The organism is bacterium (assembly GCA_024224155.1).
Taxonomy (GTDB): domain Bacteria; phylum Acidobacteriota; class Thermoanaerobaculia; order Multivoradales; family JAHEKO01; genus CALZIK01.
Genome location: JAAENP010000149.1, coordinates 22424 through 45759 on the forward strand (window position 1 = coordinate 22424; position 23336 = coordinate 45759).

At 62.5% G+C, this 23336-nt stretch carries 26 protein-coding genes; 16 read left to right on the plus strand and 10 right to left on the minus strand.

Translation table 11 applies throughout. The features are described 5' to 3' along the window. Nucleotides 1-8: 8 nt before the first annotated feature. The gene (locus tag GY769_08555; GenBank protein ID MCP4201969.1) at nucleotides 9-1487 is read left to right on the plus strand and encodes a hypothetical protein; all 1479 of its coding nucleotides are present in this window, start codon (nucleotides 9-11) and stop codon (nucleotides 1485-1487) included. Here GY769_08555 and GY769_08560 read toward each other — a convergent pair. Further along, on the minus strand, nucleotides 1484-2389 hold the full coding sequence (locus tag GY769_08560) for a hypothetical protein (GenBank protein ID MCP4201970.1): 906 nt from the start codon (nucleotides 2387-2389) through the stop codon (nucleotides 1484-1486). The genes GY769_08555 and GY769_08560 overlap by 4 nt on opposite strands. Before the next feature lie 78 nt (nucleotides 2390-2467). Here GY769_08560 and mutM point away from each other — a divergent pair, with 78 nt between their 5' ends. From mutM to udk, 3 genes are read left to right on the plus strand one after another with little or no spacing between them, the layout of a single operon-like run. Beyond that, the gene (gene mutM / locus GY769_08565) at nucleotides 2468-3310 is read left to right on the plus strand and encodes a bifunctional DNA-formamidopyrimidine glycosylase/DNA-(apurinic or apyrimidinic site) lyase (GenBank protein ID MCP4201971.1); all 843 of its coding nucleotides are present in this window, start codon (nucleotides 2468-2470) and stop codon (nucleotides 3308-3310) included. A 47-nt stretch (nucleotides 3311-3357) separates the two neighbouring features. Beyond that, nucleotides 3358-4071, plus strand: a complete 714-nt coding sequence (locus tag GY769_08570; GenBank protein MCP4201972.1) for an HAD family hydrolase — start codon at nucleotides 3358-3360, stop codon at nucleotides 4069-4071. 39 nt (nucleotides 4072-4110) lie between these two features. Continuing rightward, on the plus strand, nucleotides 4111-4737 hold the full coding sequence (udk, locus tag GY769_08575; protein ID MCP4201973.1) for a uridine kinase: 627 nt from the start codon (nucleotides 4111-4113) through the stop codon (nucleotides 4735-4737). 10 nt (nucleotides 4738-4747) lie between these two features. On the opposite strand, the gene GY769_08580 is transcribed toward udk, so the two are convergent. After that, entirely contained in the window at nucleotides 4748-6541 is a 1794-nt protein-coding gene (locus GY769_08580; GenBank protein ID MCP4201974.1) for an SLC13 family permease, read from the minus strand. A 135-nt stretch (nucleotides 6542-6676) separates the two neighbouring features. Here GY769_08580 and GY769_08585 point away from each other — a divergent pair, with 135 nt between their 5' ends. Beyond that, nucleotides 6677-7591, plus strand: a complete 915-nt coding sequence (locus tag GY769_08585) for a hypothetical protein (GenBank protein MCP4201975.1) — start codon at nucleotides 6677-6679, stop codon at nucleotides 7589-7591. A gap of 16 nt (nucleotides 7592-7607) precedes the next feature. On the opposite strand, the gene GY769_08590 is transcribed toward GY769_08585, so the two are convergent. Then, a complete protein-coding gene (locus tag GY769_08590; protein ID MCP4201976.1) occupies nucleotides 7608-8123 on the minus strand; it encodes a hypothetical protein in 516 nt (171 codons plus the stop codon). A gap of 68 nt (nucleotides 8124-8191) precedes the next feature. Here GY769_08590 and GY769_08595 point away from each other — a divergent pair, with 68 nt between their 5' ends. From GY769_08595 to GY769_08610, 4 genes are all read left to right on the plus strand, one after another. Next, entirely contained in the window at nucleotides 8192-8878 is a 687-nt protein-coding gene (locus tag GY769_08595) for an O-methyltransferase (GenBank protein MCP4201977.1), read from the plus strand. Nucleotides 8879-8963: 85 nt separating this feature from the next. Beyond that, on the plus strand, nucleotides 8964-9524 hold the full coding sequence (locus GY769_08600; GenBank protein MCP4201978.1) for a CAP domain-containing protein: 561 nt from the start codon (nucleotides 8964-8966) through the stop codon (nucleotides 9522-9524). Nucleotides 9525-9651: 127 nt separating this feature from the next. Further along, a complete protein-coding gene (locus tag GY769_08605; GenBank protein MCP4201979.1) occupies nucleotides 9652-11532 on the plus strand; it encodes a hypothetical protein in 1881 nt (626 codons plus the stop codon). A 69-nt stretch (nucleotides 11533-11601) separates the two neighbouring features. After that, nucleotides 11602-12411 carry a hypothetical protein gene (locus tag GY769_08610; protein MCP4201980.1) on the plus strand — a complete coding sequence of 270 codons (810 nt, stop codon included), beginning with the start codon at nucleotides 11602-11604 and terminating at the stop codon, nucleotides 12409-12411. On the opposite strand, the gene GY769_08615 is transcribed toward GY769_08610, so the two are convergent. Then, nucleotides 12408-13709, minus strand: coding sequence for a cystathionine gamma-synthase family protein (locus GY769_08615; GenBank protein ID MCP4201981.1), 1302 nt, complete (start codon nucleotides 13707-13709; stop codon nucleotides 12408-12410). The genes GY769_08610 and GY769_08615 overlap by 4 nt on opposite strands. Before the next feature lie 310 nt (nucleotides 13710-14019). Between GY769_08615 and GY769_08620 the strand changes: the two genes are divergently transcribed. From GY769_08620 to GY769_08640, 5 genes are all read left to right on the plus strand, one after another. Next, complete coding sequence (locus GY769_08620) at nucleotides 14020-15300, plus strand: NAD(P)/FAD-dependent oxidoreductase (protein MCP4201982.1); 1281 nt, start codon at nucleotides 14020-14022, stop codon at nucleotides 15298-15300. A 32-nt stretch (nucleotides 15301-15332) separates the two neighbouring features. Then, on the plus strand, nucleotides 15333-15650 hold the full coding sequence (locus tag GY769_08625; protein ID MCP4201983.1) for a TusE/DsrC/DsvC family sulfur relay protein: 318 nt from the start codon (nucleotides 15333-15335) through the stop codon (nucleotides 15648-15650). 145 nt (nucleotides 15651-15795) lie between these two features. Then, nucleotides 15796-16209 carry a hypothetical protein gene (locus tag GY769_08630; protein ID MCP4201984.1) on the plus strand — a complete coding sequence of 138 codons (414 nt, stop codon included), beginning with the start codon at nucleotides 15796-15798 and terminating at the stop codon, nucleotides 16207-16209. Nucleotides 16210-16406: 197 nt separating this feature from the next. Continuing rightward, nucleotides 16407-16700 (plus strand): metal-sensing transcriptional repressor, encoded by a 294-nt coding sequence (locus tag GY769_08635; protein MCP4201985.1) that lies wholly within the window; start codon nucleotides 16407-16409, stop codon nucleotides 16698-16700. 45 nt (nucleotides 16701-16745) lie between these two features. After that, on the plus strand, nucleotides 16746-17969 hold the full coding sequence (locus tag GY769_08640; protein MCP4201986.1) for an MBL fold metallo-hydrolase: 1224 nt from the start codon (nucleotides 16746-16748) through the stop codon (nucleotides 17967-17969). A 12-nt stretch (nucleotides 17970-17981) separates the two neighbouring features. Here GY769_08640 and GY769_08645 read toward each other — a convergent pair whose 3' ends face one another. From GY769_08645 to GY769_08665, 5 genes are all read right to left on the minus strand, one after another. Further along, a complete protein-coding gene (locus GY769_08645; GenBank protein MCP4201987.1) occupies nucleotides 17982-18554 on the minus strand; it encodes a hypothetical protein in 573 nt (190 codons plus the stop codon). 10 nt (nucleotides 18555-18564) lie between these two features. Further along, on the minus strand, nucleotides 18565-19083 hold the full coding sequence (locus GY769_08650) for a sterol-binding protein (GenBank protein ID MCP4201988.1): 519 nt from the start codon (nucleotides 19081-19083) through the stop codon (nucleotides 18565-18567). 360 nt (nucleotides 19084-19443) lie between these two features. Further along, nucleotides 19444-20700 (minus strand): (Fe-S)-binding protein, encoded by a 1257-nt coding sequence (locus GY769_08655; GenBank protein MCP4201989.1) that lies wholly within the window; start codon nucleotides 20698-20700, stop codon nucleotides 19444-19446. A gap of 15 nt (nucleotides 20701-20715) precedes the next feature. Continuing rightward, a complete protein-coding gene (locus tag GY769_08660) occupies nucleotides 20716-21357 on the minus strand; it encodes a hypothetical protein (protein MCP4201990.1) in 642 nt (213 codons plus the stop codon). Nucleotides 21358-21366: 9 nt separating this feature from the next. Beyond that, on the minus strand, nucleotides 21367-21633 hold the full coding sequence (locus tag GY769_08665; protein MCP4201991.1) for a sulfurtransferase TusA family protein: 267 nt from the start codon (nucleotides 21631-21633) through the stop codon (nucleotides 21367-21369). A 174-nt stretch (nucleotides 21634-21807) separates the two neighbouring features. Here GY769_08665 and GY769_08670 point away from each other — a divergent pair, with 174 nt between their 5' ends. Both GY769_08670 and GY769_08675 read left to right on the plus strand, forming a co-directional pair. Next, entirely contained in the window at nucleotides 21808-22638 is an 831-nt protein-coding gene (locus GY769_08670; protein MCP4201992.1) for an RNA polymerase sigma factor, read from the plus strand. 92 nt (nucleotides 22639-22730) lie between these two features. Beyond that, the gene (locus GY769_08675; protein MCP4201993.1) at nucleotides 22731-23057 is read left to right on the plus strand and encodes a hypothetical protein; all 327 of its coding nucleotides are present in this window, start codon (nucleotides 22731-22733) and stop codon (nucleotides 23055-23057) included. On the opposite strand, the gene GY769_08680 is transcribed toward GY769_08675, so the two are convergent. Beyond that, the gene (locus tag GY769_08680) at nucleotides 23046-23330 is read right to left on the minus strand and encodes a hypothetical protein (protein ID MCP4201994.1); all 285 of its coding nucleotides are present in this window, start codon (nucleotides 23328-23330) and stop codon (nucleotides 23046-23048) included. The two genes, GY769_08675 and GY769_08680, sit on opposite strands and share 12 nt — an antisense overlap. Between the last annotated feature and the right edge of the window lie 6 nt (nucleotides 23331-23336).

Consider the following 23336-nt stretch of genomic DNA (forward strand, 5'->3'; position numbering starts at 1 on the left):
GCCGGAGGATGCTCGACTTCGAGACGCTGGTCGCGTCGATCGGTTCTGATGCGACCAGCCCGCTTTATCTGATCGCCGGCGACCGTGTCGTGTCTGAGCCGGCGGCTATGCGCCTGGGCGAGCGGCTCGCCGAGATCTCCGGCACCAGGCCCGAGGTGCGTAAACGTCCCGAGGACATAGCCGCCATGCTCGCGGATCTTCAGACATTCTCGCTTTTTTCTTCCGGCAAGGTGATCGTCGCCGTCGATACCGCTCTCCTGGCGGATCGAGACGCGGCGGCGTCATTGATCGACGACGCGGCCAAGGCGCTGCCGATAGCAACGCGGGGCCCGGGAGAGGCTGCCGATCTGAGTCCGGGGGAGCGTCGCGCGGCGGTGCGGCTCTTTCAAGCACTGCGGCTCTTTCAGATCGACCCCTATGGCGGACCGGCCGAGGCCGCGATCTCTCAGCTGCCGGATTGGGCCCTAGCCGGGGGGCCCGCGATGAAGCGCAACCGTCGTCGCGGGCGGCCCAAGAAGGAAGTCACCAAACTGCGAGCCGAGCTCGAGGCCCTGGTCGAGGCCGGGCGTCAGGGCGAGATCCTGGGCGCTTCCGACGATGCTCTCGCGGGGTTGGGGGACTTGCTCAGCCGCGGGCTTCCCGACGGACATTTTCTAGTGCTCGCGGAAAGCTCGGTGGCGAAAGAGCATCCTCTGGCCGCCGTTCTGGCCGCCCGGGGTGCGTTCGTGCAACTCACGCAGGTGACCTCCGGTCGTAAGGGCTGGGAAGGGCTCGAGCCGCTGGTCGCTGAGCTCGAACGCGAAACCGGCGCGAGCATCGAGCCTCGGGCGGTTGAGGAGCTGGCGAGTCGAACGTTGCGGCACGAAAGAGCCTTCTCACGGGCCGGAGATGCCGCGGATACCGAGAGCAGCTCGAGGTTTGCAGCCGAGTACCGGAAGCTGGCTACGCTGGCAGCGGGCGGTTCGATCACCGCGACCCAGGTCAGAGACACGATCGCGGACCGCGGCGAGCAAGACGTCTGGTCGATTCTCGACGCCATCGGCAGCGGAGGCTCGTCCGGCGCGGGAGAGGCGGTGGCCAAGCTCGACCGATATCTCGTCGCCGCGCCGGATCCGATCGCGGCGCGACTGTCGTTTTGGTCCCTGGTGGCCGGTTTTTGCCGTCAGCTCACCGCCATTTCCGGAGCATTCTCGGCCAAGCTGGTTGCGCCGGGAGAAAGGAACTACCGCAAGTTCAAGGACGGCATCGCGCCGAGGCTGCAAGCCGCCTTGCCGTCGGGCGACGCGAGTCCGCTGGCGGCGCTCCATCCCTACCGATTGCACCGGGCCTATCTCGTCGCCGGCCAGCTACCGGCGGCGCGGCTGGCGGCGCTACCGGCGAGGGTTGCCGAGACTGAGGAGCTCCTCAAGGGAAAGTCGACCTCGCCCAATACCGCGCTGATCGCCTTTGTGGCCGAATTGGCCGGTGGCGTCGGTTCGGATAGCTAGCCCCGGCCGGAGCGAAGGGCCGGAAAGCCGTGGGCCAGCCGTAGGCGCTCGAGCGTTCCGAAATGGGAGGCCGGAGCTCCGCTGGTCATGAGCTTCAAGACCATGGCCGAGCGATCCGACTTGTGCCGCTCCAGCCAGGCGGCGACTCGGCGGCGATTCCTGGGGCTCGAGAGCCGAGCATCTGCGATCACGTCGATCGCTCCCGCTCGGCGGGCGGCGGCGAACAGGGGATCGAGCTCGTCCGCCGAGCTGTTGATTCCCGGCAGGATCGGGCAGGGGATGATCACCGCAATGCCGTCCCGTGAAAGGCGGCGGGCTATTTCGAGCCTGGCGGCCGGAGGGGAGGCATTCGGCTCCATCTGAGCTGCCAGTCGCACATCGAGCGTGGCGATCGGCATGTGCACGGTTATCGAGTGATTCAAGTCCAGCTGTCCGAGAAGATCCTGGTCGCGCAAGATGAGAGGAGAGCGAGTCGTGAGCTTGAGTGCGATACCGCTGGCTTCGGCGAGGACCTCCAAGATCGAGCGGGTGACGGCGAAGCGCTCCTCGGCGGTCGGATAGGCTTCGAAGCGATCACCGATGGCGACCGAGAGCGTCCTGTGGTTGGTGCGCGCCAGCTCACGGCGAAGAGTGTCGGCCAGACCCTCACTGACCAGGACTCTGCGGCTCGCCGGGCGGGACCGCGCGCACGGGTTCAAGAGACCGAACCCAGAGCCCCGGTATGGCTCGAGCTTCCAAACGGCTCGGTCGTCAAGGAGCCCGAGGCCACGGACGGAGCTTCGATCGATCGCTGCAGCGGCTCGGGAGAGACGGTATTCGACGCCCTCGCCGCAACGGTCAAAGGCCGCCCTGCCATACGGTGTCGGAGTGGGCGTGAGATCGAGGGCGCATTGTCTGAGCATGGTTATCTCTGATTTACGCCTTAGTTTCGCCTTTTGGGCCTCGGCTGTCAAGGGCGGCAGCCCAGTACAATCCGAGCCGTGCCCGAGCTTCCCGAAGTCGAGGTTCTGAAGCGGAGTCTGGAGCCTCGTCTGACGGGCGGCAGGATCCGGTCCGTGAAGGTTCATGAGGCTCGGTTGCGCGAACGGGTACGAGCCGGGCTCCTCGACCGGCACTGCGCCGAACGGCGAGTCCTGGGCCTGAGGCGGCGCTCCAAATACCTGCTCGTCGATCTCGAGGGCGGCCACACCCTGGTGATTCACCTCGGAATGAGCGGCCGCTTGACGCTGGGGTCTCCGGCTGGCAAACGCCACAAACACGACCACGTGACGTTTTCGATCGCTCCGCGAGGGCGCCCGAGGAGTTTGTTGGAGCTTCGTTTTCGGGATCCGCGGCGCTTTGGTTTGGTCTTGTCGATCGAAACCAAGAGTCTCGATCGAGACCGGCACTTCGCCCATCTGGGCGTCGAGCCGCTATCCGGTGCCTTCTCGGGCCGTCTGCTGGCCGAGCGCGCCGCCGGTCGCCGGGCTCCGATCAAGTCGTTTCTAATGGATGCTCGGAATGTCGTGGGAGTGGGCAACATCTACGTTTGCGAAGCTCTCTTCCGCGCCGGTATCCACCCCCTGCGAGCGGCCGGGCGGATCGCGCTCGAGCGCTGGCAAGCTCTCGCCGCAGCCATCGTCGAGGTTCTGCGAAGTGCTATCGAGCAGGGAGGAACCACGCTCAACGACTTTGCGGACGGAGAGGGGAACCCGGGCTATTTTCGGGTGGCACTCGAGGTGTATGGTCGGGAGGGAGAGCCATGCCGCCGGTGCGGTCGAGCGATTCTGCGAAGAACCCTGTCCAACCGCAGCACGTTCTATTGTCCAGGTTGTCAGCACTAGGGGGCGGCCCACACCGACGTCGAGCGCAAGTGAGAGATCGAAGCTCAATGAAGACCGAGGCGGTACTCTTCGACATGGGCGGCGTGCTGCTGGATTTCCAGGGCAGTGCCGGGGTGCCTCGCGGAAAACTCGACTGGCGCGGGCGGGAGGCCTTGCTGCGCTTTCTGAATCAACGCGGCGCGGGGCTCAGTGAAGAAGATCTCGAACGGACTCTCTTTGGCCCCTGGCGCCACGAGTATGATCGCCGTTACGAGCTCGGCCGCGAGGCGGACTGGGCGCCTCACCTCAGGAGGTTGCGCAAGCTCGCCGGCAGGGGTCTGCGGACACCGACGAAGACCCTGCTGAGCCTCTGGTTTCGGCCGCTGGCCGAACAGATCGAGCTCTTGCCTGAAGTCCGCGAGGTTCTCGAAGAGCTCCGCGGCCGCGGCCATCGGATGGCGATAATCTCCAACGTTGCGCTGCCGGGAGCACTCTACGCCCGCCTTCTGAGGCTCCGGGGCCTGACGCCGTACTTCGATCGCATGTACTTCAGCTACGACGAGCAGCACCGCAAGCCGTCGCCGGCCATGGTTCGCCGAGCCCTGTCGGATCTCGGAATCGGCCCGGGCGCCGCGGTCATGGTCGGTGATCGGCGTCCGATCGATATCGTTGCCGGTAGAGCGGCCGGCGTTAGGACCATCTGGCTGCGCACCGACGACGGCGGCGGTCCGGCGGCCGATGTGACCATCGATTCCCTGATCGAGCTGCCCAGGCACGTTTGAGGCGAGGAAAGCGCGAACTTGGATACAGTCGCAGACAGGATGAACCATGCTGTTGCTCTCGGTGTGGCGGGCGGAACGGGATCTGGAAAGACCACGGTTGCCCGCGCTTTGCTCGAATCCGTGGGGCCCGACCGCATCTCGTTTCTTGCTCAGGATGCCTACTACCGAGACATAGAGTGGGAGAGCGCCGAGCAGCTGGAGGCGCACAACTTCGATCACCCCGACGCTCTCGACAACGACCTCCTGGTGGACCACGTGCGCAGGCTCAAGCGGGGGCAGGGAGTCGACGTACCGGTCTACGACTTCGTCGAGCATCGGCGAACCAGGGAATCCATACGTGTCGAGGCGCGTCCCGTGATTCTTCTCGAGGGCATCTTGCTTTTTGTCGAGCCGATTTTGCGATCGCTGCTGGATTTCAAGATCTTCGTCGACACGGCGGCGGACGAGCGTTTCATCCGTCGGCTCGAGCGCGACATTCGCGAGCGGGGGCGCACGCTCGAAAGCGTGATCCAGCAGTACATGGACAGCGTAAGGCCGATGCATCTGGAGTTCGTCGAGCCGTCGAAACGGTGGGCCGACGTGATCGTGCCCCAGGGAGGCGAGAACAAGGTCGCTTTGGAGATGGTCGAAGCTCGGGTCGAACAGCTGCTGGCGAGTGGCTTGTAGGCCGGGCGGCCTAGGGTTGAAACGGCCAAAAGACGGGGATCAGCCAGGTCGCGACCAGCCAGAAGATCAAGGTCAGGGGACCGCCAAACTTGAAGAAGTCGTTGAAACGGTAGGCGCCTGGTCCCGAGACCATCGCGTTGGTCTGGTAGCCCACCGGGGTCATGAAACTGGTCGATGCGCCATAGGCGATCGCCATCAAGAAAGGCTTGGCGTCGACCCCCAGATTCGAAGCGGCTCCGATCGCGATCGGGACCATGAGAATCGCGGTGGCGTTGTTGGAGAACATCGAGGTCAAAGCCGTTGTCGCGACGTAGAGCAGCGAAAGTAGGGCATGAGGCCCGTAGCGCATGCCGAAGGGCTCGATCCACGAAGAGATTAGAGCGGCGAGTCCGGTGTTCTCCATGGCCAATCCGAGCGGCAGGATAGCCGCCAACAGGAAAATCACGGTCCAGTCAATGCCGCGATAGGCCTGTCGTATCGTGATCGTACGGGTCAACAGCAGAAAGACGGTTCCGAGGATCGCGGACTTGAGAATCGGCATGATCCCAGCCGCGGCCAGAATGACGACGACCGGAATGGTCGCGGCGCATATCCACCAACGCCTCGCTAGTCGCAGGCGAACCTGGCGCTCGCCGAGCGAAATGAAGTCTTCAACGTCAGAGAGCGCCTCGACGCGTGATTTCGGACCGAAAACCAGCAAGGTGTCCCAGGCCTTGAGCGGAATGGACGCGAGTTTGTCTCGAATCAGATCTCCGGTGCGATTGAGCGCGAGCACGAAGGCTCCGTACTGGCGACGGAAGTTGATCTCACGTAGCGTGTCGCCGGTCAGGCGCGAGACCGGAGACAGCTGCAATTCGGCCAGAACCGTATGCTGGTCGTTCAGGTCAGCGTCGCTGAGCTTGATATCGGTCAGGAGCAGCAGGCCTTCCTTTTCCTTGAAGGCCACGATGTCTTCGACGGCTCCGCGAACGAGAAGCACGTCGTCGACTCGCAGCGGTGTATTGCGAATCTCCGCCGAGATTTTCTTCTTCCCTCTGAGGATTTCGAGCACGGTCATCTCGTAGCGCTCGCTGATGTGCTCTTCGACTACGGTTCTATTGACGAGCTTTGAGCTCGGCGCCACTTTGAGCTCGGTCAGGAACCCGTCGAGATGGTACTTTCGAGTCAGGCTCGAGGCGAGGCTGCGAGGCTCCAGAAGCCGCATCGGCACCAAGGCCACGTAAACGAACCCGATCGCGAAGAGCACCGAGCCCAACGGCAGGAACTCGAACATCGAAAACGGTGCGAGCCCATGTTGAGGCGCGAGAGAGCTCACCAGTAGGTTGGTCGAGGTACCGACCAAGGTTGCCGTTCCTCCGAAGATCGCCACGAACGACAACGGCATCAGCAGTCGGGAAGGGCTGAAGCGATGGTGACGGGAGAGGTGAATGGCCACCGGCATCAGTACCGCGACCGCGGCGGTGTTGTTGAGAAAAGCCGATACCAGTCCGGTGAGCAGGAGCAGCAGAAGAGCCGGTTTCCAATGACCGCCTCCGGTCCAATCGGAGATTCGGTAGGCGAGCCGGGTCACCAGGCCGCTGTCGACCAAACCGGCGCTCAAGATGAACATCATCATCACCGTGATCACGGCCGGATTGCTGAACCCGGAGATGGCCTCTTCCGGCGTGACCAGCCCGAAGAGCAGTAGCAAACCGAGACAGGCCAGCGAAACGACGTCCATCGGGAGCCACTCGCGCACGAAGGCCGCTAGCGCGAAGAGAATGATTCCGACGAGAAGGAGGATCTCCAGGTTCACCGGTGTCATTTACCCCATAGACTGACTCGAATTCAGCGGCGCTGCGAGTCTAGCAAGTGGACCGACCCTGTTCACGGGCTGGCCATGATCGGCGGACTGTCCTAGGATGAGAACTGCGCCTGAGAGGTCAACTAAGGAGACCCCATGATAAGCCAAGGAGTTCATCTACGTAGTCTGTTGATTGTCGTTTTGGCGACCGGACTGGCGGTGGCCGGGTGTGCGCAGCAGCCCGACCCGGTGGGACGGCTCGGCACGGGAGCCGGCGAGATCCAGCTTGGTTATCCACAGGTGGTGGAAATGGAGTTCGCCTGGGAAATGAAGCGAGCTCTCGAAGGGCTGGCCGGCCAACCGCGCGTCTTCGTTCACCTGCTGGATTCCCACGGAGACATTGTTCGGACGTTTGACCATGAGCTGCCGGCCGCCTGGAAGCTCGGAGGAGAGCTTGCCTACAAAGTCCCGATCTATCAGTCGGCGCTTGCGCCCCCTCTGGAGAAGGGCCGATACAAGCTCACCAGCGGCCTCTACGACATGGAGGGCAACCGCTGGCTCCTGGAGAATACCGGCGCCGAAATCGGCGACGGCGAGTACGAAGTTGCAACGGTATCGGTGGTGGATTCGGGACCGAAGATGCCTCAGTTCTTCTTCTCGTCCAGTTGGATGCCGGTGGAGGGTGGCACCGACCTCCAGATTCTCGCGCGACGGTGGCTGACCGAGGATGGAGTCGTCCGGTTGGGAGGGCTGACCAGTGCCGGCAAGCTCTGGCTCAACGTGGGTATTCCGGAGGGCGGCGGCGCGCTTCAGGAACCGGTAATGAAGGAGGGCGCGGTCGAGCAAAGCGTATCGGTGACCACGACCTGTGGCGATGCCGCGGTCCAGGTCTCCGGCCCGGGTAGCCACTCTGTCGAGCTTCCAATCGCGCTCCCGGAGCGAGGCGAAGCGGAGGAAGCGGGACCGGCCGAGTGTGAGGTCAGCTTCACGGCGAACTACCACCTGATGTCGCAAGAAGGGGACCAGAGCCGCACTGTGGCTCTCGAGGGGCTGTCCTGGTCTTCGGACTAAGGACCGCCGGTCGTCTTTAGCCGCCGTCCTTGGCCATCGCGAGCGTGACCGAGGCGCTCACCGGCAGTCCGGCCACGTCGCCGAGTGGCGTCCAGGTTTCGGTATCATCTTCCGTGGCAATCTTCATCCAGCGCGCTTCACGCAGGGTGACCTGGATCTCGAGCTTGCCGTTGGCCGGCTCAGGTCGTGACGTTTCGGTACTCCAGAAGTTGTAGAGCGGCAGCTCGCTCTTGCCTTGGGGCGAAAGCGGAAACATGAAGAGATGGCTTTCGTAGACCGGCAGCTTCTGGCCGTTGATCGTGACGGTGAACCCCAGCTGTGTCGCAATTCGCTCGTCGGAGTTTTCGATCTCGACTCGGAGTCGACAGAGGGTGTCCGCGGCCGGATTGGCCGGTTCGATATGGATCGCCGAGATGTTGAGCGCCGGGGCCACCTCTTGTGCCGCGTCCTCCTGGGAAAAGGACGGCGCCGTATGGCCCAGAACGAGCAGGGCTGCCGCCGACATCAGAACTGGAGAAAAACGCCGAGTCATCCTATGAACCTCCAAGCTTGCCCCGCCCTCCGCTTCACCGTACTCTAGCGCACGGCAGCTTCAGAGGCATGAAAGACCGCGCGGACGCCATCCTTCGAACCGACCAGGCCGCGTACCTGGAGCGCCTACTGCCGCCACGAGACGAGCTGCTGCAGGAGATGGAATCCTACGCGGCGGCCGAGGACATACCGATCTCCGACCCGGAAGTCGGCCTGGTGCTTCAGATGCTGGTGCGGGCTACCGGGGCGGCGCGCGTTCTGGAAGTTGGCGCGGCCATCGGCTACGGGACGATTTGGATGGCGCGCGGCGGCGACACCGTGCACGTGACCGGGCTCGAGAGAGATCCGGCCCGCATCGCAATCGCCAAGGGCTTCCTGGAGCGGGCCGAGGTCGAGCACCGGGTTCAGTTGCTGCCGGGAGAGGCGCTCGACGTAATGCGGGGACTTCAACCTCCGTTCGATCTGATCTACCTTGATTCCGACAAGCGCGACTATCCTCGCCTCCTGGATTTCAGCCTGCAGCTCGCGCGCGTCGGGGGCCTGGTGGTCATCGACAACCTCCTCTGGAAAGGACAGGTGGCCGAGCCTCCGGAAGACGTGGACGAAGAGGACGAAGAGGCCGAGATCCTGCGTACGTTCAACGGCTACTTCTCGATGCATCCTCAACTCGATTCTCTGGTGCTGCCCGTGGGAGATGGCCTGGGACTGGCGGTCAAGACAAAGCCTCTGATCACCGACCTCGGCGGTCCTTACTAGCTGAATCCGCCTTGCTTTGTGAGCCTTGTCACAGCGGAAGGGGCTGGATCTGTCTAGCCTGTCGACAGGCAAACGGATGATAGGCATGAAGACCAGACAGGCGAGACCAGCCCAAGCGATTGCGCTGCCTACCGAGATCCCGGCCTCCTTGTGGTTTGCGCCGCCGTTTCTTCTGATCTTGCTTCTGGCTCTGGCGTTCCTGGTCGCGTGCGGTGGTGGAGGCAACAGCCCGACCGATCCCCAAGTTCTCAGCGTGGCGGTAGTCGAAGACCAGAGCTTCCAGCTCATCAACAGCGCCCGGGGCGAAGAGGGTGTTCCGCAGGTGACGTTCGACGATCAGCTCAGCCGGATTGCGCGCGAGCATAGTGAGGCAATGCGCGACCGAGGCTTTTTCTCACACACCGATCCGGACGGCAACGGCCTGCGCAAACGCCTCAAGGCTCATGGGGTGTCTTTCTCAGCGGCCGGAGAAAACCTCGCCCTGGTCAGCGATTCCAGCAATCCGGCCGGTCGTGCGCACCAGCAGCTGATGGCGAGTCCCGAGCACCGAGGCGTGATGCTCGCGGAGCGCTTTCGCAGGGCCGGCGTCGGCGTCGCGCAGACCGGCAGCAATTTCTGGATTACCCACATCTACCTCAAGCCGTAGATCTTCTGGCCGAATCGGGCCGGTGCGGAGAGGAGTGGTTCTCGGGGGGTTGCCGGCTGTGACAACCTTGGTTGGCTCCAGCTAGAGAAAGCCAGTGGCAAGCGGCGTCAATCGACAGGATGAAGCGGTGGTAGCCGCACCCAAGGCCCGGGTGCCTGCTCGTCGACGCTTGGACGTCTATTCGGTTCTCGGCGCCCTTGTAGCGGGGCTGGCGCTGCGTTTCCTGACTTTGCCGGCGATGACCCGCGACGGCCTGCGGTTGGTGTCGATGGACGACTACGGCCACTTGCGCCGAGCGATGGCTACGCTCGCGAACTTCCCGCGAGTGCCGGCCTTTGATCCATACCTGCATCATCCCGAGGGCGCCATCTGGATTTGGCCTCCGGGTTTCGACTTTGGCATCGCTGCGATTGCGCGCTTGCTTTTCGGAGCCGGCGCCGAGCTTGCGGAAGTGACCCTGGTCGCGGCTCTGGTACCGCCGCTCCTCGGGGCCGCGACGATCTGGCCCCTGTTTCTGTTCGTGCGGAGATCGATCGGCCACGTCGAGGCTCGCTGGGCTGCGATCTTTTACGCCATGCTCCCAGCGGCGGTCGTCTGGTCGAGCTTCGGTCACGCCGATCAGCACTATGCGGAGGCTCTGGCGCTAGTACTGGTCTTGGCTGCATTCTCTCGAATCTTCACCGGCGATTGGGCGCTGGCCGACAATTGGTCCGACATCGTACTTGGCGGCCTCACCCTGGCCGGCGCGGTGCTCGTGTGGCAGGGTGCGGTGTTCTTGGTGCCCATCGTGGCTCTGGCTGCGGTTCTGGCTCGGCGCTCGCTGCCGACGGCGATGGCTCTGTTGCTGGCCTCCGGGGTTGTCGCAGTCTTTGCCTGGGGGTACCCGGGGCCGGTCAGCTATGTTTCTTTCGGTCGTTTCCAGCCGGTTTTTCTGGCCCTGTGGGCCGGTCTCGTCGGTCTCGTCGGTTTGCATCGGTGGGGTTTCGTCGCTGCCGTCGCAGTGGGATCCACCGTCGCCCTCGTCTGGCCGCCGATTGCGGGTGGCGTTCGCCATTTGCTGTCGGCGACCTCGGGCGGAGAGCTGGTCGCCGGCGGCTACGATGTATATCCCAAGGAGTGGCTGAGTCTGATCTTCGAGTACCGACCCCTTTTCGGCTCGGGCCTCGGTCGCCCGCTGCGGGAGCTATCGGGTGGGCTGCTGGTGGTGCCCTGGGTGGCCGGTTGGTGGGCCTATCGGCTCTGGAGACACCCGGACGAGCGCCGCCGCCTGGCGCTGCCGCTGATCGCGGTTCTGGCGGTAGCCGCCATGGCGCTGTCACAGCGCCGATATGTCTATTACCTCGTGATTATGGTGGCCGTCGTGCTTGCCGACGCGGTCGTGAAGCTCGCGCGAAAGGCCGCTTGGGGGCGGTTTGCAGCCGTGGCCCTGATGCTCCTGGCATTCGCGCCGACGGTTCCCCGATTGGCGCGGCAGGTGCGCATCGAGGCCGCTGCAGGCAACGACGTCTTCTGGACGCTCGAAACGCTCGCGGCTCTCGATCCGCCCGATGTCGCGCCCTTTGCTCTCAGCGGTGTAGAGGCCGGCGAGGTCCCGGCGGTCCTGGCGCCTTGGTCGCTCGGGCATCTGGTCACGCTGCTTGTCGGGCGACCCGCGATTGCCGACAACTTCGGCTACGGGTTCGATCGCCAATCGTGGGTCTATACGGCGCCTCCCGGATCGGATCGCGAGGTGTTGCGACGGCTTGACGACTGGAACTGTCGCTACCTCATCACCACGGATCTCGATCCGGTTCTCGCGGCCTACGCGGCGGCTGCGGGGCACGGTTCGGTGCCGCCCGATCGAATGCTGGTGAACCGCGTTCATCGCTCGAATGCAACCATGCCGCTGAGTTTTCTGGAGCTCGTGTTGGTTTCCCGAACCGGAACAAGATTGCAGGATGGTTCGTTCCTGCCCCGCCTGAAGGTCTTCCGAATCGGACCGTCGACGTCGGGGTCCGTACTCCCTTGAGTCGCTTGGCCACGGCCTGGGCCTTAACCCTTCGATCTGCGAGCCCGGCTGCGATAGCCTGCGTCTCTGATGAGACGCCAAGGCGTGAAGCGGTTCGTGAGCCGGCTCCATACTCAGTTCCGCAAGAAGCTCGAGCTGGGCCATTCACTGCGCGAGCTCGAACCCTCTCTTGCCGCCGAAAGACTCCTCTTCGACGCCCCGACCCTGACCCCGGAGCTGGTCGATACCATCAAGTTGATATCCCCCCAGTTTCACCTGCGCGTCGGCGAGGAGAAGTCACGCAGGTTCTGGGAGTTGAATCAGAACGGGCTCTGTTGGGGCGAGTACCGGGCTCTCGAGCCCTATGTCAAAGGCCTGACTCCGTCCAGGGTGCTAGACATCGGTCCTGGTCTGGGCCGCTCGACGATATTCTTCAAGAAGCTCATGAGTTGGCAGTCGGTGCCCTTCCATCTCTACGAGGGCACCGGGAGCTCGACCAAGTACACCAAGGCAGGTCCTCGATTCGACGACTCCTTCTGCGGCAACCTCGAGATGCTCAGGTCGATTCTGACTTATAACCAGATCGAGAACTTCGAGATCTTCGACGCCCAGACCATGGGCAGCAGCCTCGCCGACCTACCGGGTCCGTACGATTTCATCTACTCTTTCTTCGCTATCGGATTCCACTGGTCGATCGGGCATTTCCTCGAAGAACTGCTCGACTTGATGCACCAGCGATCCGTGGGTGCATTCACGCTGCACGACCGCTTCAGCGACTTCTCCGAGCTGGGTAACACGCCCCATCGAGTGGTCGAGTTCCTGGGGAGCTGGCCGCGCGGGCGCTGGTCGCGCATCGTGGTGCTGGCCAAAGACGAGGAACTGCTCGAAGCGGCCGCTTAGCCCGTCTCTGCGGTCGCGGACACCGGTTCTGCTACGTCGATCTGATCGAGCGCGTAGGCGAGATCAGCGATGATGTCGTCGTGGTGCTCGATGCCGACGGAGAGTCGAACCAGCCCGGCGGTGATGCCGATAGCGAGTTGCTCGTCGACCGGGATATCCGAGTGGGTCATGGTGGACGGGTGCTCGATCAGAGACTCGGTGCCGCCCAGGCTGACGGCGAGCTTGATCATCCGAACCGCGTTCAGAAACTGGAACGCTTCTTTTTCTCCCGCGCGGTCGATCTCGAACGCGATAACGCCGCCCGGGCCCGTGCACTGGCGCCGGTAGATCTCCTTCTGCGACTCGGTCTCCGGATAACCCGCGAAGTGCACCCTGGAGATCTGCGGGTGTTCTACCAACCAGGCGGCCACCTTCTCGGCGTTCTTGCGGGCGCAGGTCATGCGCAGCTTCGCCGTCTCGAGGGATCTCAGCATCAGCCACGCCGAGTGAGGGTCGAGCATGGTGCCGAGAATCGTCCGTAGGGCCTTGATCTTCTCGATCAGCTCCACCGATCCGAGCGCGGCACCGGCCAGAAGATCACAGTGTCCGCCCAGGTATTTCGTCGCCGAGTAGAGGACCAGGTCGGCTCCGTGCCTGAGTGGACTCTGGTAGAGCGGGCCCAGGAACGTGTTGTCTACCGCGCACAGAGCTCCGAATTCGTGTGCCACGCGCGCGCTGCCTTCGATATCGGCCAGGGTGATCGTCGGGTTGGCCGGGGTTTCCAGGAAAACCATGCGGCACGGGGTCCCCTGAGCTTCGAGCTCCCGGCAGATCTCCTCCAGTAGCGTCGGGTCTCCGCCGGCCGGGAACTCGCGGGTCGGTATACCGAAGCTGGGGAGGATGTGTTCCATCAAGTAGTCGGTGCCGCCGTAGACCGGGCGGGAGAAAATAACTGAGGTCGCGACCGGCACCAATGCGAGCAAGGTCGTCGAGATTGCGGCCATGCCCGAGCCGAAAACGGCACTTTCTTCGGCTCCATCCCAGAGGTTCAGGCGATCCTCGAGGATCTCGAGGTCGGGGTTGTTGAGCCGGCTGTAGATCAGTCCCATGGGCTTCAGCGGGTCTCGTTCTTCGAGCCCGTAGGCCCAGGAGAAGAATTCCTTGCCCTCTTCCGCCGAGCGGAATACGAAAGTGGAGGTTTGAAAGACCGGAGGCTTGACGGCTCCTTCGGAGTCTTCCGGCCGATAGCCGTAGCTCATCATGAGCGATTCCGGGCGCATGCCCGAGAGCTTGGGAGGTGCTTTTCGGCGTCGTTTCATGGCAATTCTCCTGTCCATGATTGTGAAAGGGAAGATCGTTCTCTGCCAGCTGTGGCCGGGTAGCGACAGCCCCTACCCTGATGGATTGGTGAGGGAGGAGCGCCGCTTTGCTTCGACGCCAGTTACTTCTGTGGGGTGCCCGGCCGGCCGATACCCGCGGGGGTATCGGTGCCGCCCACCCCTTGGGGTGGTCTGTGCGACTACCGGAGAAAAACGCGGCTCACCACCCTGCCGGGTGTGCCACGAGCGTTTTCTGGTTGCTACAAATGGATTCGACGCAAGTGCTGGAAAGGGTCCACAGGAGAATCCGATGAAAGATCTAGTCATCCTAGGAGCGGGAACCGCGGGCACGATGGTGGCGAATCATCTTCGGAGCAAGTTGCCCGGCGGCTGGCAGACAACGGTCGTCGATCCCGAAGCCGAGCATCTCTACCAGCCGGGGCTGCTCTTCCTGCCGTTCGGTGCGCGCGACGAAGCCAAGATGATCCGAAGGCGCGAGAAGACACTGGCGCCCGGCATCCACTGGATAGAAAAGCGGGTCGAGGAGATCGATCTCGACGAGCGCACGGTGGCGTTCTCGGGACACGATCGGCAGCACTTCGATCAGCTGGTAATTGCTACGGGCTCGAGGATCTGCCCGGAAGAGACTCCGGGCCTCACGGGAGAACACTGGGGCAAAGCGATTCATGATTTCTATACCCTCGAAGGTGCGCAGCGGCTGCGTGACACCCTGGCGACGTTCGAGCGCGGGAGACTCGTGGTCAACATCGTCGAGATGCCGATCAAATGCCCGGTAGCGCCGCTCGAGTTTCTCTTTCTGGCGGATGACTTCTTCAAGAAGCGAGGCATTCGCGACCAAGTGGAGCTGGTCTATGTCACGCCGCTTGACGGCGCCTTCACCAAGCCGGCCTGCTCGGACGTCCTGGGCTACATGCTGGACGAGAAGGGGATCTCGCTCGAGACCGAGTTCAACACGGGCGAGGTCGATGGTGATTCGCGGATTCTGCGCTCGTACGACGATCGCGAGGTCAACTACGACCTGCTCGTGACCGTACCGACGCACATGGGAGCCGAGGTGGTAGAGAAGTCCGGGTTGGGTGACGAGCTGGGCTTCGTGCCGACCGATAACCACACGCTACAGGCCGCCGGCCACGACAACATCTTCGTGCTCGGGGACGCCGCCAATGTGCCCACCTCCAAGGCCGGTTCGGTGGCGCACTTTCAAAGCGAGGTCGTGGCCGAGCACGTCATGCGCTCGATCCGCGGCGAGGAGCTCCACAGGGGCTCCGACGGCCATGCCAATTGCTTCATCGAGAGCGGTGACGGCAAGGCACTTCTGATCGACTTCAACTACTACACCGAGCCGTTGCCGGGACACTACCCCCTGCCGGCGGTCGGCCCGTTCAAACTGCTCGGCGAAAGCCGACTCAATCACATCGGCAAGCTCTCGTTCCGATGGCTCTATTGGAATGCCCTTCTACCGGCGCGACCCATGCCGATCTCGAATCGGATGTCGATGGTCGGTAAAAAGAGCATCAAAGCGCCAGGCGGTCCGAGCGCTCCGAAACAAACCCACGAAAAAGCCGCGTAATCTAATACGGGGCGCAAGGAGGTCAAAGAGGAATGCCAGCGGTCAACTACGCAGGACATGAAGTAGAAGTGAACGAAGAGGGCTTCCTGGTCGATAGTGGCCAGTGGAGCAAGGAAATCGCCGAAGCGCTTGCGACCGAAGCCGGAATCGGCCCGCTGACCGAGAAGCACTGGGAGGTCATCGACTTTTGCCGCAAGGACGCGGAAGAGCAAGGCACCCCTCCCGGTCTGCGTCGTATCTCGAAGCTCTCCAGCGTCAACATGAAGGAGCTCTATCAGCTCTTCCCCAAGGGTCCCGGAAAACTCGCCGCCAAGGTGTCGGGCCTGCCCAAGCCGCAAGGTTGCATCTGACCTCGAATCGAAACAAGGAGACAAAGTGCCTACAGCTACCCTCGAACGACCCACTGTCGATACCGTTCTTTCCGACGACATACAGAAGCCCGAACGCAAGCCCATCGAGGCGGTGAGCATCATCTGCTCGAAAGGAACCCTCGATATGGCCTATCCGGGCCTGATTCTGGCCAACGCGGCGAGAATGTCGGGAATTGACGCGACCCTGTTCTTCACCTTCTGGGGCCTGGACATCGTGACCGAGAAGAAGATCGACCATCTTCACACCGCCACCGTCGGTAACCCGTCCATGCCGATTCCCACCATGATCGGCGGTCTGCCCGGCATGGAGACCCTGGCGAGCCTGATGATGAAAAAGGAGATGGGCAAGCTCGAGATTCCTCCAGTGCGGGAGATGATCGAGATCTTGAGTGACAGCGGAGCGAGGCTCTATGGCTGCCGGATGGCCATGGACATGTTCAAGTTGGAGACAAAAGACCTCGTGTCGCAGGTTGAGGACGTGATCTCCGCCATGGACTTCTACGACAAGAGCGCCGGCGCGCAGCTCATTTTTATTTGATCCTTCAAGGGGGCCGGGCTCAGGGCTTGGCCCCTGGGCCAGCAGATGGGTTGACAATACTATACTGGGTATAGTATCGTCTTTCGACGGGCTCGAAGCGGGTGGAGTCGCCAGTTTTCTAGGGGACGCCTTGACCTCTAAGGCGAGTCTGTTCATCTGAGGCTCAAAACACCCAATTCTTCGAACCAGGAGGCCACATGCCGGTAGCTGCCATCGAAGCCGAGGTCTTTGCAACCGAGGCCGAACGGAAGAAACTACTCAGTCGCCTGGCTCGAGTCGAGGGCCAGCTACGGGGTGTGCAGAAGATGATCGAGTCGGGCAAGGACTGTGAGCTGGTCGCGCAACAGTTGGCCGCAGCCCGGGGGGCGCTCAACAAGGCCTTCTACGAGCTGATTGCGTGCGCGTTCAGGGCCAAGCTCGGCAGCGGCCATACACCCGAGATTGAAGATCGTCTCTCCGACATGGCCAGCCTGCTCGCCAAGTACGCCTGAGGCCGTCCCCGGATCGATTCGTTGCAGAGCCAAGGAGCCTCGAACATGAGTACCGACACAGCCACCAGTACCGAATGGTCCGCTCAAGAACTCCACACGAAACTCGATAGCAGCCAGGACTTCTTCGTTTTCGACGTTCGGGCCGAGGACGAGTTCGAAGCGTGGCAGATCGAAGGCAAGAAGGCGCTGCCGACGGTCAACTTGCCGTACTACGAGATGCTCGAGTTCGACGAGTTTGATGAGGTAACCGACTCCTTCAAGGCGTTCCTGGAAGCCGGAACCGCCGACAAGCTGCCGCGTAACGTTCCTATTCTGGCAGTCTGCGCGAAGGGCGACACCTCGGAGTTCGTCGCCGAGGCCCTGCGGCAGCTTGACTTCGAGGCCTACAACCTGACTGGCGGCACGGTAGCGTGGGGTGACTACTACGACATCAAACCCGTAGTGGCAGGGGACGCGACGGTCTATCAGGTCACCCGTCCGGCAAGAGGCTGCTTGAGCTACGTCGTCGTAAGCGGTGGCAAGGCCATCGTCATCGACCCACTACGCCACATCGACCACTATGTCGCCCTGGCGGAAGCCAAGCGTTTCGAGATTGAACTGGTACTGGACACTCATGGTCACGCCGATCACATAAGCGGCGGTCCCGAGCTCGCCGCGAAGCTCGAAGTTCCCTATCATTTGCATCCCTACGATGGGATTCATCCTCTCGACGTCCTGCCGGCGAAGATCGGCTACCGCTATCTCAAAGACGGCCAGACCTTCACGGTCGGCGGCAAGACGATAGAGACGCTCCACATTCCCGGGCACACGCTCGGCAACGTCGCTTTTCTCTGGAACGGCCGGTATCTCTTCACCGGCGACAGCATTTTCATCCAGTCGATCGCCAGACCGGATCTGGGAGGGCACGGCGACACCTGGGCACCGCTGCACTACGCCTCGCTGCGGCGCTTGCTCGAGCTGCCGGAGTCGACGCTGGTCCTTCCCGCCCACTTTAGTGGATTGGGCGAGGCCGGCGATAGCGGCTTGTTCGCAGGCAACCTCGGCGAACTGATCCAATCCAACGAGGGACTGCAGATGGCCCGGAAGTCGGAAGAAGAGTTCGTCGCCTACATCCTGGCGAGCCTGCCCAAGTTCCCGAAGGAGTACATCGACATCAAGCGGGTCAATGCCGGCCTGCTGGAGGTCGGCGAGAGCAAGGCCTCGGAGCTCGAGCTGGGCAAGAATATCTGCGCCCTGGCCCAAGCCTACGAAGACAGCGCTGAATCGTAGGCGGTCCCTTTTCTATTCTTTCCAGGAGAGTTCGTAGCTCATCAGGTGAAGGCCGTCGCCCAGGGCGCGACGACTCGACTCGGAGAGCCTGAAATCGCTGGCACCCGCGAGCTCGACAGCTCGTTTCGAGTATCCGGCGCAGGCCGGTGGAAGCCAGTCGAGAAAGATCTCGGGCAGCTCGAACTCGAGTTCGGCGTGGCCCTTCTCGGCGTTCGGCACGCGGACCTCTCCCGCCAGAAAGAAGCGCTGCCAGAGCATTGGGTAGCGCTTGATGACGAACGAGGGGTCTGCGAAACGAAAAAAGAACTTGTGGACCGTGGTCAGACTGCGATCGGCGATGTACTCGTACATCCGGGCGGTTTCTTCTTCGGGAATCGCTTCCATGACCTTCTCGAGAGTCGCGAGCATGTCCTTGAAGGCCTGGAACGGATAGGTACCGGTGACGAGCAGATTGTCACTCCAGACCTCGGCTGCCGCCGGTGGCAGGGCGGCGAGAATCTGCCGCCACCTGTCCTCACCGTGTCGAGCGCGAAGAAACTCCTCGGCGTAGACGAAATTCGGGCCCCGTGCCAGAACCTGTTGCATGTGAGTGCTCCTAACTCGTGCTTTCCTCGGGACAGACCGAGGCGTCGGAGGGCACTTCTCCCGCCAGCTGGAGAAAGCTCGTGAACGGGCCCATGTTTTTCATGGCTTCCCACTTCGGGCCCTTGAACTTCAACCGCCCGGTTATCATGCCTTTCATCGGACCGTAGTTGCCGGCCCCCATCTCCTGCCACCGGTGGGTTTGAGCGTGCATGATGTAGTCGACCCCGCTGATCAGCTCCTCGGTCTTGATCGGTCCACCATAAACGCAAATGGCCTTGCCGTCCTGGTCGGCAATATGGAGCTCGACCCAGGGCGACGCCTCGCAGTCCGTGCGGTAGATCTGGATGACCTTGTAGCCGCGGTCCTTGTTGTTGGCGACCCAGCCCGGCGCGGCCAGCTCGTCGGTTAGCGTCGGGTTCTCGTTCCAGGCCTCGCAGGCGAGCTCTGCCCACTGCGAATCCATCAAGACGACGACAGCCGGTTGCACGGTCTCCTCGCCCTCAGTTTCAGGGGCGGGCTCGTCCGCCATGGCTTCGGGGGCGGCTTCCTCCACTTCGAGACCTTCTTCTTGAGCACCGATTGGCGGGGCCAGCAGACCGCCGATCAATAGCAGCGACAACGCGAGTGAAAGAGTTCTCATGGTTTCCTTTCCTTGGAGTGTCTTGGAGAGCGGGCCGCCCGGGGGCAGCAAATCACCATTTCGACATTTTGAGATATAAGGGCTGCCAGAGCGCCGGGTCAGGGGGTGGAATCTCGGCCACCCGTCTAGGCGGGTTTCCCTAAGACAAGCCTCGGCCCGGCCTGTGAACCCGCTTCCCACTTCAGGCTCTCGAACTTCACCGTCGGTCATCGTGTCTTCATGACTCCCTGTCGGTGTTCGCTATCGGTGTCAGGCTAGCGCTCGCGCGGTAACCTCCGCCAGGTTCCTGACTTCAATGTCGAGGCCGAAGTGTTCGCCCAGATCGCTGATCTGGTGGCGACAGTTGTCGCAAGAGGTGACGACAACTCGGGCGCCGGTGTTCTTGATCTGTTCAGCTTTCGGTTGGCCGGCAGCAATTCGGGTATCGCGCCACTCTTCGACCGCGACCAGACCGCTTCCAGCACCGCAACAGAAGGCCTTTTCTCGGTTGGGTGTCATTTCGCGAAAGTCGGCGGCGGCTGCGTCCAGCACCGCTCGAGGCTGCTCTGCCAGGCCGCTTTTCCGCGACAGGTTGCAGGAGTCGTGAAGGGTGATCGGATCGGGGTTTGCCGTTGGATCGAGCTGGATTTTGTCGTCGCGGACGTAGTCGTGGATGACCTCGACCAGGCTCCGGATGCGGAAGGGCAGCTCGCCGAACCAGACCGGTACGCTCCAGCGGTACGAGAAGACAGCGTGGCCGCACTCCGTGATGACGATCTCCCGGACGTTCAGTCGGGTGCCTTCGTCGATGATCCTCTGGGCAATCGCCTTGGCACGCTTCATGTCTCCCAGAAAGACGGCGTAGTTCGAGGCTTCAAACAAGCTGAGAGTCCAGTTGGCGCCGGCACGATGGAAGATCTTGGCCGCGGGAAGGATCGTGTGTGCTCCCGAGAGGGCAACGTACAGGATCTCAGCGCCTTCCTTTTCCATCGGTATGGAAGCTTCCGGATCACCGGTCTCCTCACGCAGCTCTTCCTCGAGGAAGCCGATCTGCTCCTTGAGCATGTCTTTGAATATGTGGAGGCTCTCGGCCCTCGCGATTTCGGCATCCGCCAGCTGCACCAGAATCTCCGGCGCTTTGCCGACGGCGGTCAGAGTGCCACGGGCCGCGGCCATCACCACCGGCGTGTCGACGCCCATGGGGCAGTTGATGACGCAGCGCTCGCACATCGTGCAGTGCCGGAAGGCGGCGTCCACCCAGGCGTCGAGCTCGTCCTCGGTCAGCTCTCGCGCGCCGGTGAAGCGCGGGAAGATGCGGCTCAGCCAATCGTGCCGTCGTTTGTAAACGCTGCGCACCCGTTCGGTCTTCGCTGCCGGAGCAACTTCCGGGTCGCCGCTCGCGAGATAGAAGTGGCAGGTGTCGGCGCACAGGCCGCAGCGAGTGCACAGGCTCGAGGCGTTGAGCGCCACCAGGCGGTTGTAGCGTTTGTCCAGCTCTTGGTGGGCCAGCGTGACGATATCGCTCATCTTCGGTCCCTTCTTCTACAGAACGCCTCTGCGGCCGTACCGCCGGCCGAAGAGATAGCGGGAAAAGAACCAGTAGATGTAGTGACTGATCTTGGACACCGGTACGTAGACCAGGAGCAGCGCGGTCATGACGAAGTACACGATAAGCCAGCCGGGGTGGTCGAGAAGCACCGCCGGGATCGCGATCGCGAACCAGACTTGCAGGATGGTCAGGCCGAAGAAATCATCTGGCCGGCTGATGGAACGAAGCTCCGGCAGAACCAGCCGCCAGTAGATCTTCAGGAAGCCGGCAAGCAGACCGAGGGTGATGCAAATTGCAGCCGCCCGGCGAACCGATCCCGTCATGAGACCCGGAGTGAAGGGAATCGTGAAGGTGGCGGTAATGGCGACGAAGATCCCGACATGGTAGGCGGCAAAGACGGCCCACCGCCGCCAATGGCGCCGGGTACTTTCCATGGCGAGTGGTGACAGGATCGAGGCGTAGGACGCGGCCACGGCGCGCCCGGTTGGCGTCTTCTGGTCGGCCTGCCCGCCCTCGACGGGCAGCGGCAGTCTGAGTAGCTGGCGGATTTTGATTGCGTAGAGCAGAACGAAGATCGCCAGCGCGATGAGCTGCAGGTCGTAAAGAACAAAAGTCAGCAGCGCGTCTCGAGTCAAAGCACTCTCCTATTTGGTTCGCTTGACCCAGAAGGCGAACTCCCTGCCATTTCGGCCGATCTTGAGCAGCTCGTGGCCGGTGGCGTGACACCAGGCGGGGATGTCGGCGAGCACTCCGGGATCTGTGGCCGAGGCTTCGATCACACCACCCAATTCGAGTCCCTTGATGGCGTTGGCCACCTTGACCACGGGCACCGGACAAACCAGGCCCTTGAGATCCAGGACTAGGTCGGGAGCCGGTTCTTCAACATCTTCGACAGTCTCGAGAACGGTCATCGCAGCACCTCCGTGGGTCAGGGTGAGAAAATCGCCTTTTCGGCATTCTGTGATATATCCCTCGTCAGCCGCACCGAGCCTGCGGGTGGAGTTTTCCCACCCCTTGAGGCGGGTCCGTCATCTTCGCGCCGCACAGACGATCCTTGAAGCGGACGTCGAGAATATAATTCCTCGATGACATCGCGCGAGAACACCACGCAGGGACCCGATCCCCTGGTTGGCATCCCGGCGGAAGAAGCCGTTCCAGGGCTCGTCGAGCGTCTGGGGAGCAAGGTTCTGACCCTGGGACTCAAATTCTGCGGCAATCGCGAAGATGCCGAGGATCTGGTCCAGGAGACCTTCTTGCAGGCCTATCGAAAGTGGGACCAGTTCGAAGGGCGCTCGGCGCCCGCTAGCTGGCTGTACGCAATTGCGGCCCACCGTTGCCAACGTATGCGCCGCCGCCGCGCAGGCGAGCCTCCTCGAACGGAATCACTCGACGAGCAGCTGCCGTCGGGCCTGGAACTGATCTCCCGGATTCCCTCGAAAGACGACGGTCCGCTGGATGCCGAGTTGCGCCGGGAGGCCACCGAGATCGTCGATCGAGCTCTGGGAGAGCTGTCGGCCGACTACCGGCTGCCGTTGGTTCTCAAGGAGATCGCAGAGTTGTCGTTACGTGAGATCGCCACCATCCTCGGCATTCGGGAGGCGACCGCAAAGACCCGAGTGCATCGCGGGCGCCTGGCACTGAGGGCAGCGCTGGCGGAGGCGCTGTCGCAAGAAGGTCAGAATCGCGGCGACCATTCGCGCCAGATTTGCCTGGATCTTCTACAGGCCAAAATGGACGCGCTGGACCACGGTACGGCGTTTCCGGTACCCAACGAACAGCTGTGTGAGCGCTGCCGGTCGTTCATCGAGAGTCTGGACCTCGCTAGCGAGGCCTGCAGCTGGATCGAGGGAGGCGATCTTTCGCCGGAGCTTCGGGATCGGCTGGTCGTCGAGTTCGAGCCGCGAGTGGCTCGATAGCTTCTTCTCGCCTGATCCGTACCGGGAACCTCGGTGCGTAGGCGTGTCTCTCAGGAGTAGAAGGTCCCACAGGGACCTCGAGGGATGCGGCTATGTCTCGAAGCTCAAGATCCACAGCGGCATTGTTCGGCGTCATGGCGATCGCGCTTGGTGCGCAGGTGCGAGGCGCCGAGATCCTTACACTCCTGGAGGCCATGGCTCGGGTGCGAGCCGGTGCTCACGAAGTCCAGGCGGCAGCCGCGCGTGTTCTGGCCGGCGATGCGCAGCTGCGCGAAGCACGTTCATACCGAAAGCCGCGGGTTCATCTTCAGGAGATCTGGACGCGGACGGACTCACCGGCCGAGGCGCTGGATCGACCAAGTCGTGGTCAACTGACAATCACCAACCTTCCCGCTCGCCGATTGTCGCTAGCGCGCTGACTTGCCATCTGAATCAGCTGGTTCTTGGCTCAACCGTTCGCAGTACTCGGTAAGGTCCATCATCAGGTCGCCGAACTTCTCGGGCGCACAAAAGAGCCGCAGACCCACCATTGCTTCGGCCACCACCTCCGGGAGATTCTCAGAGGTGAGGGTCCGGCCGGAGTCCCCGGAACGCTCGAGAGCCGTGCCAACCGCTGCCCGGACCGAAGCGTCGCTCAGGTACGGTTGCGTCACGGCAAAGAGGTCCTTCCAAAGGGCTTCGGACGCCGTCATTTCAAC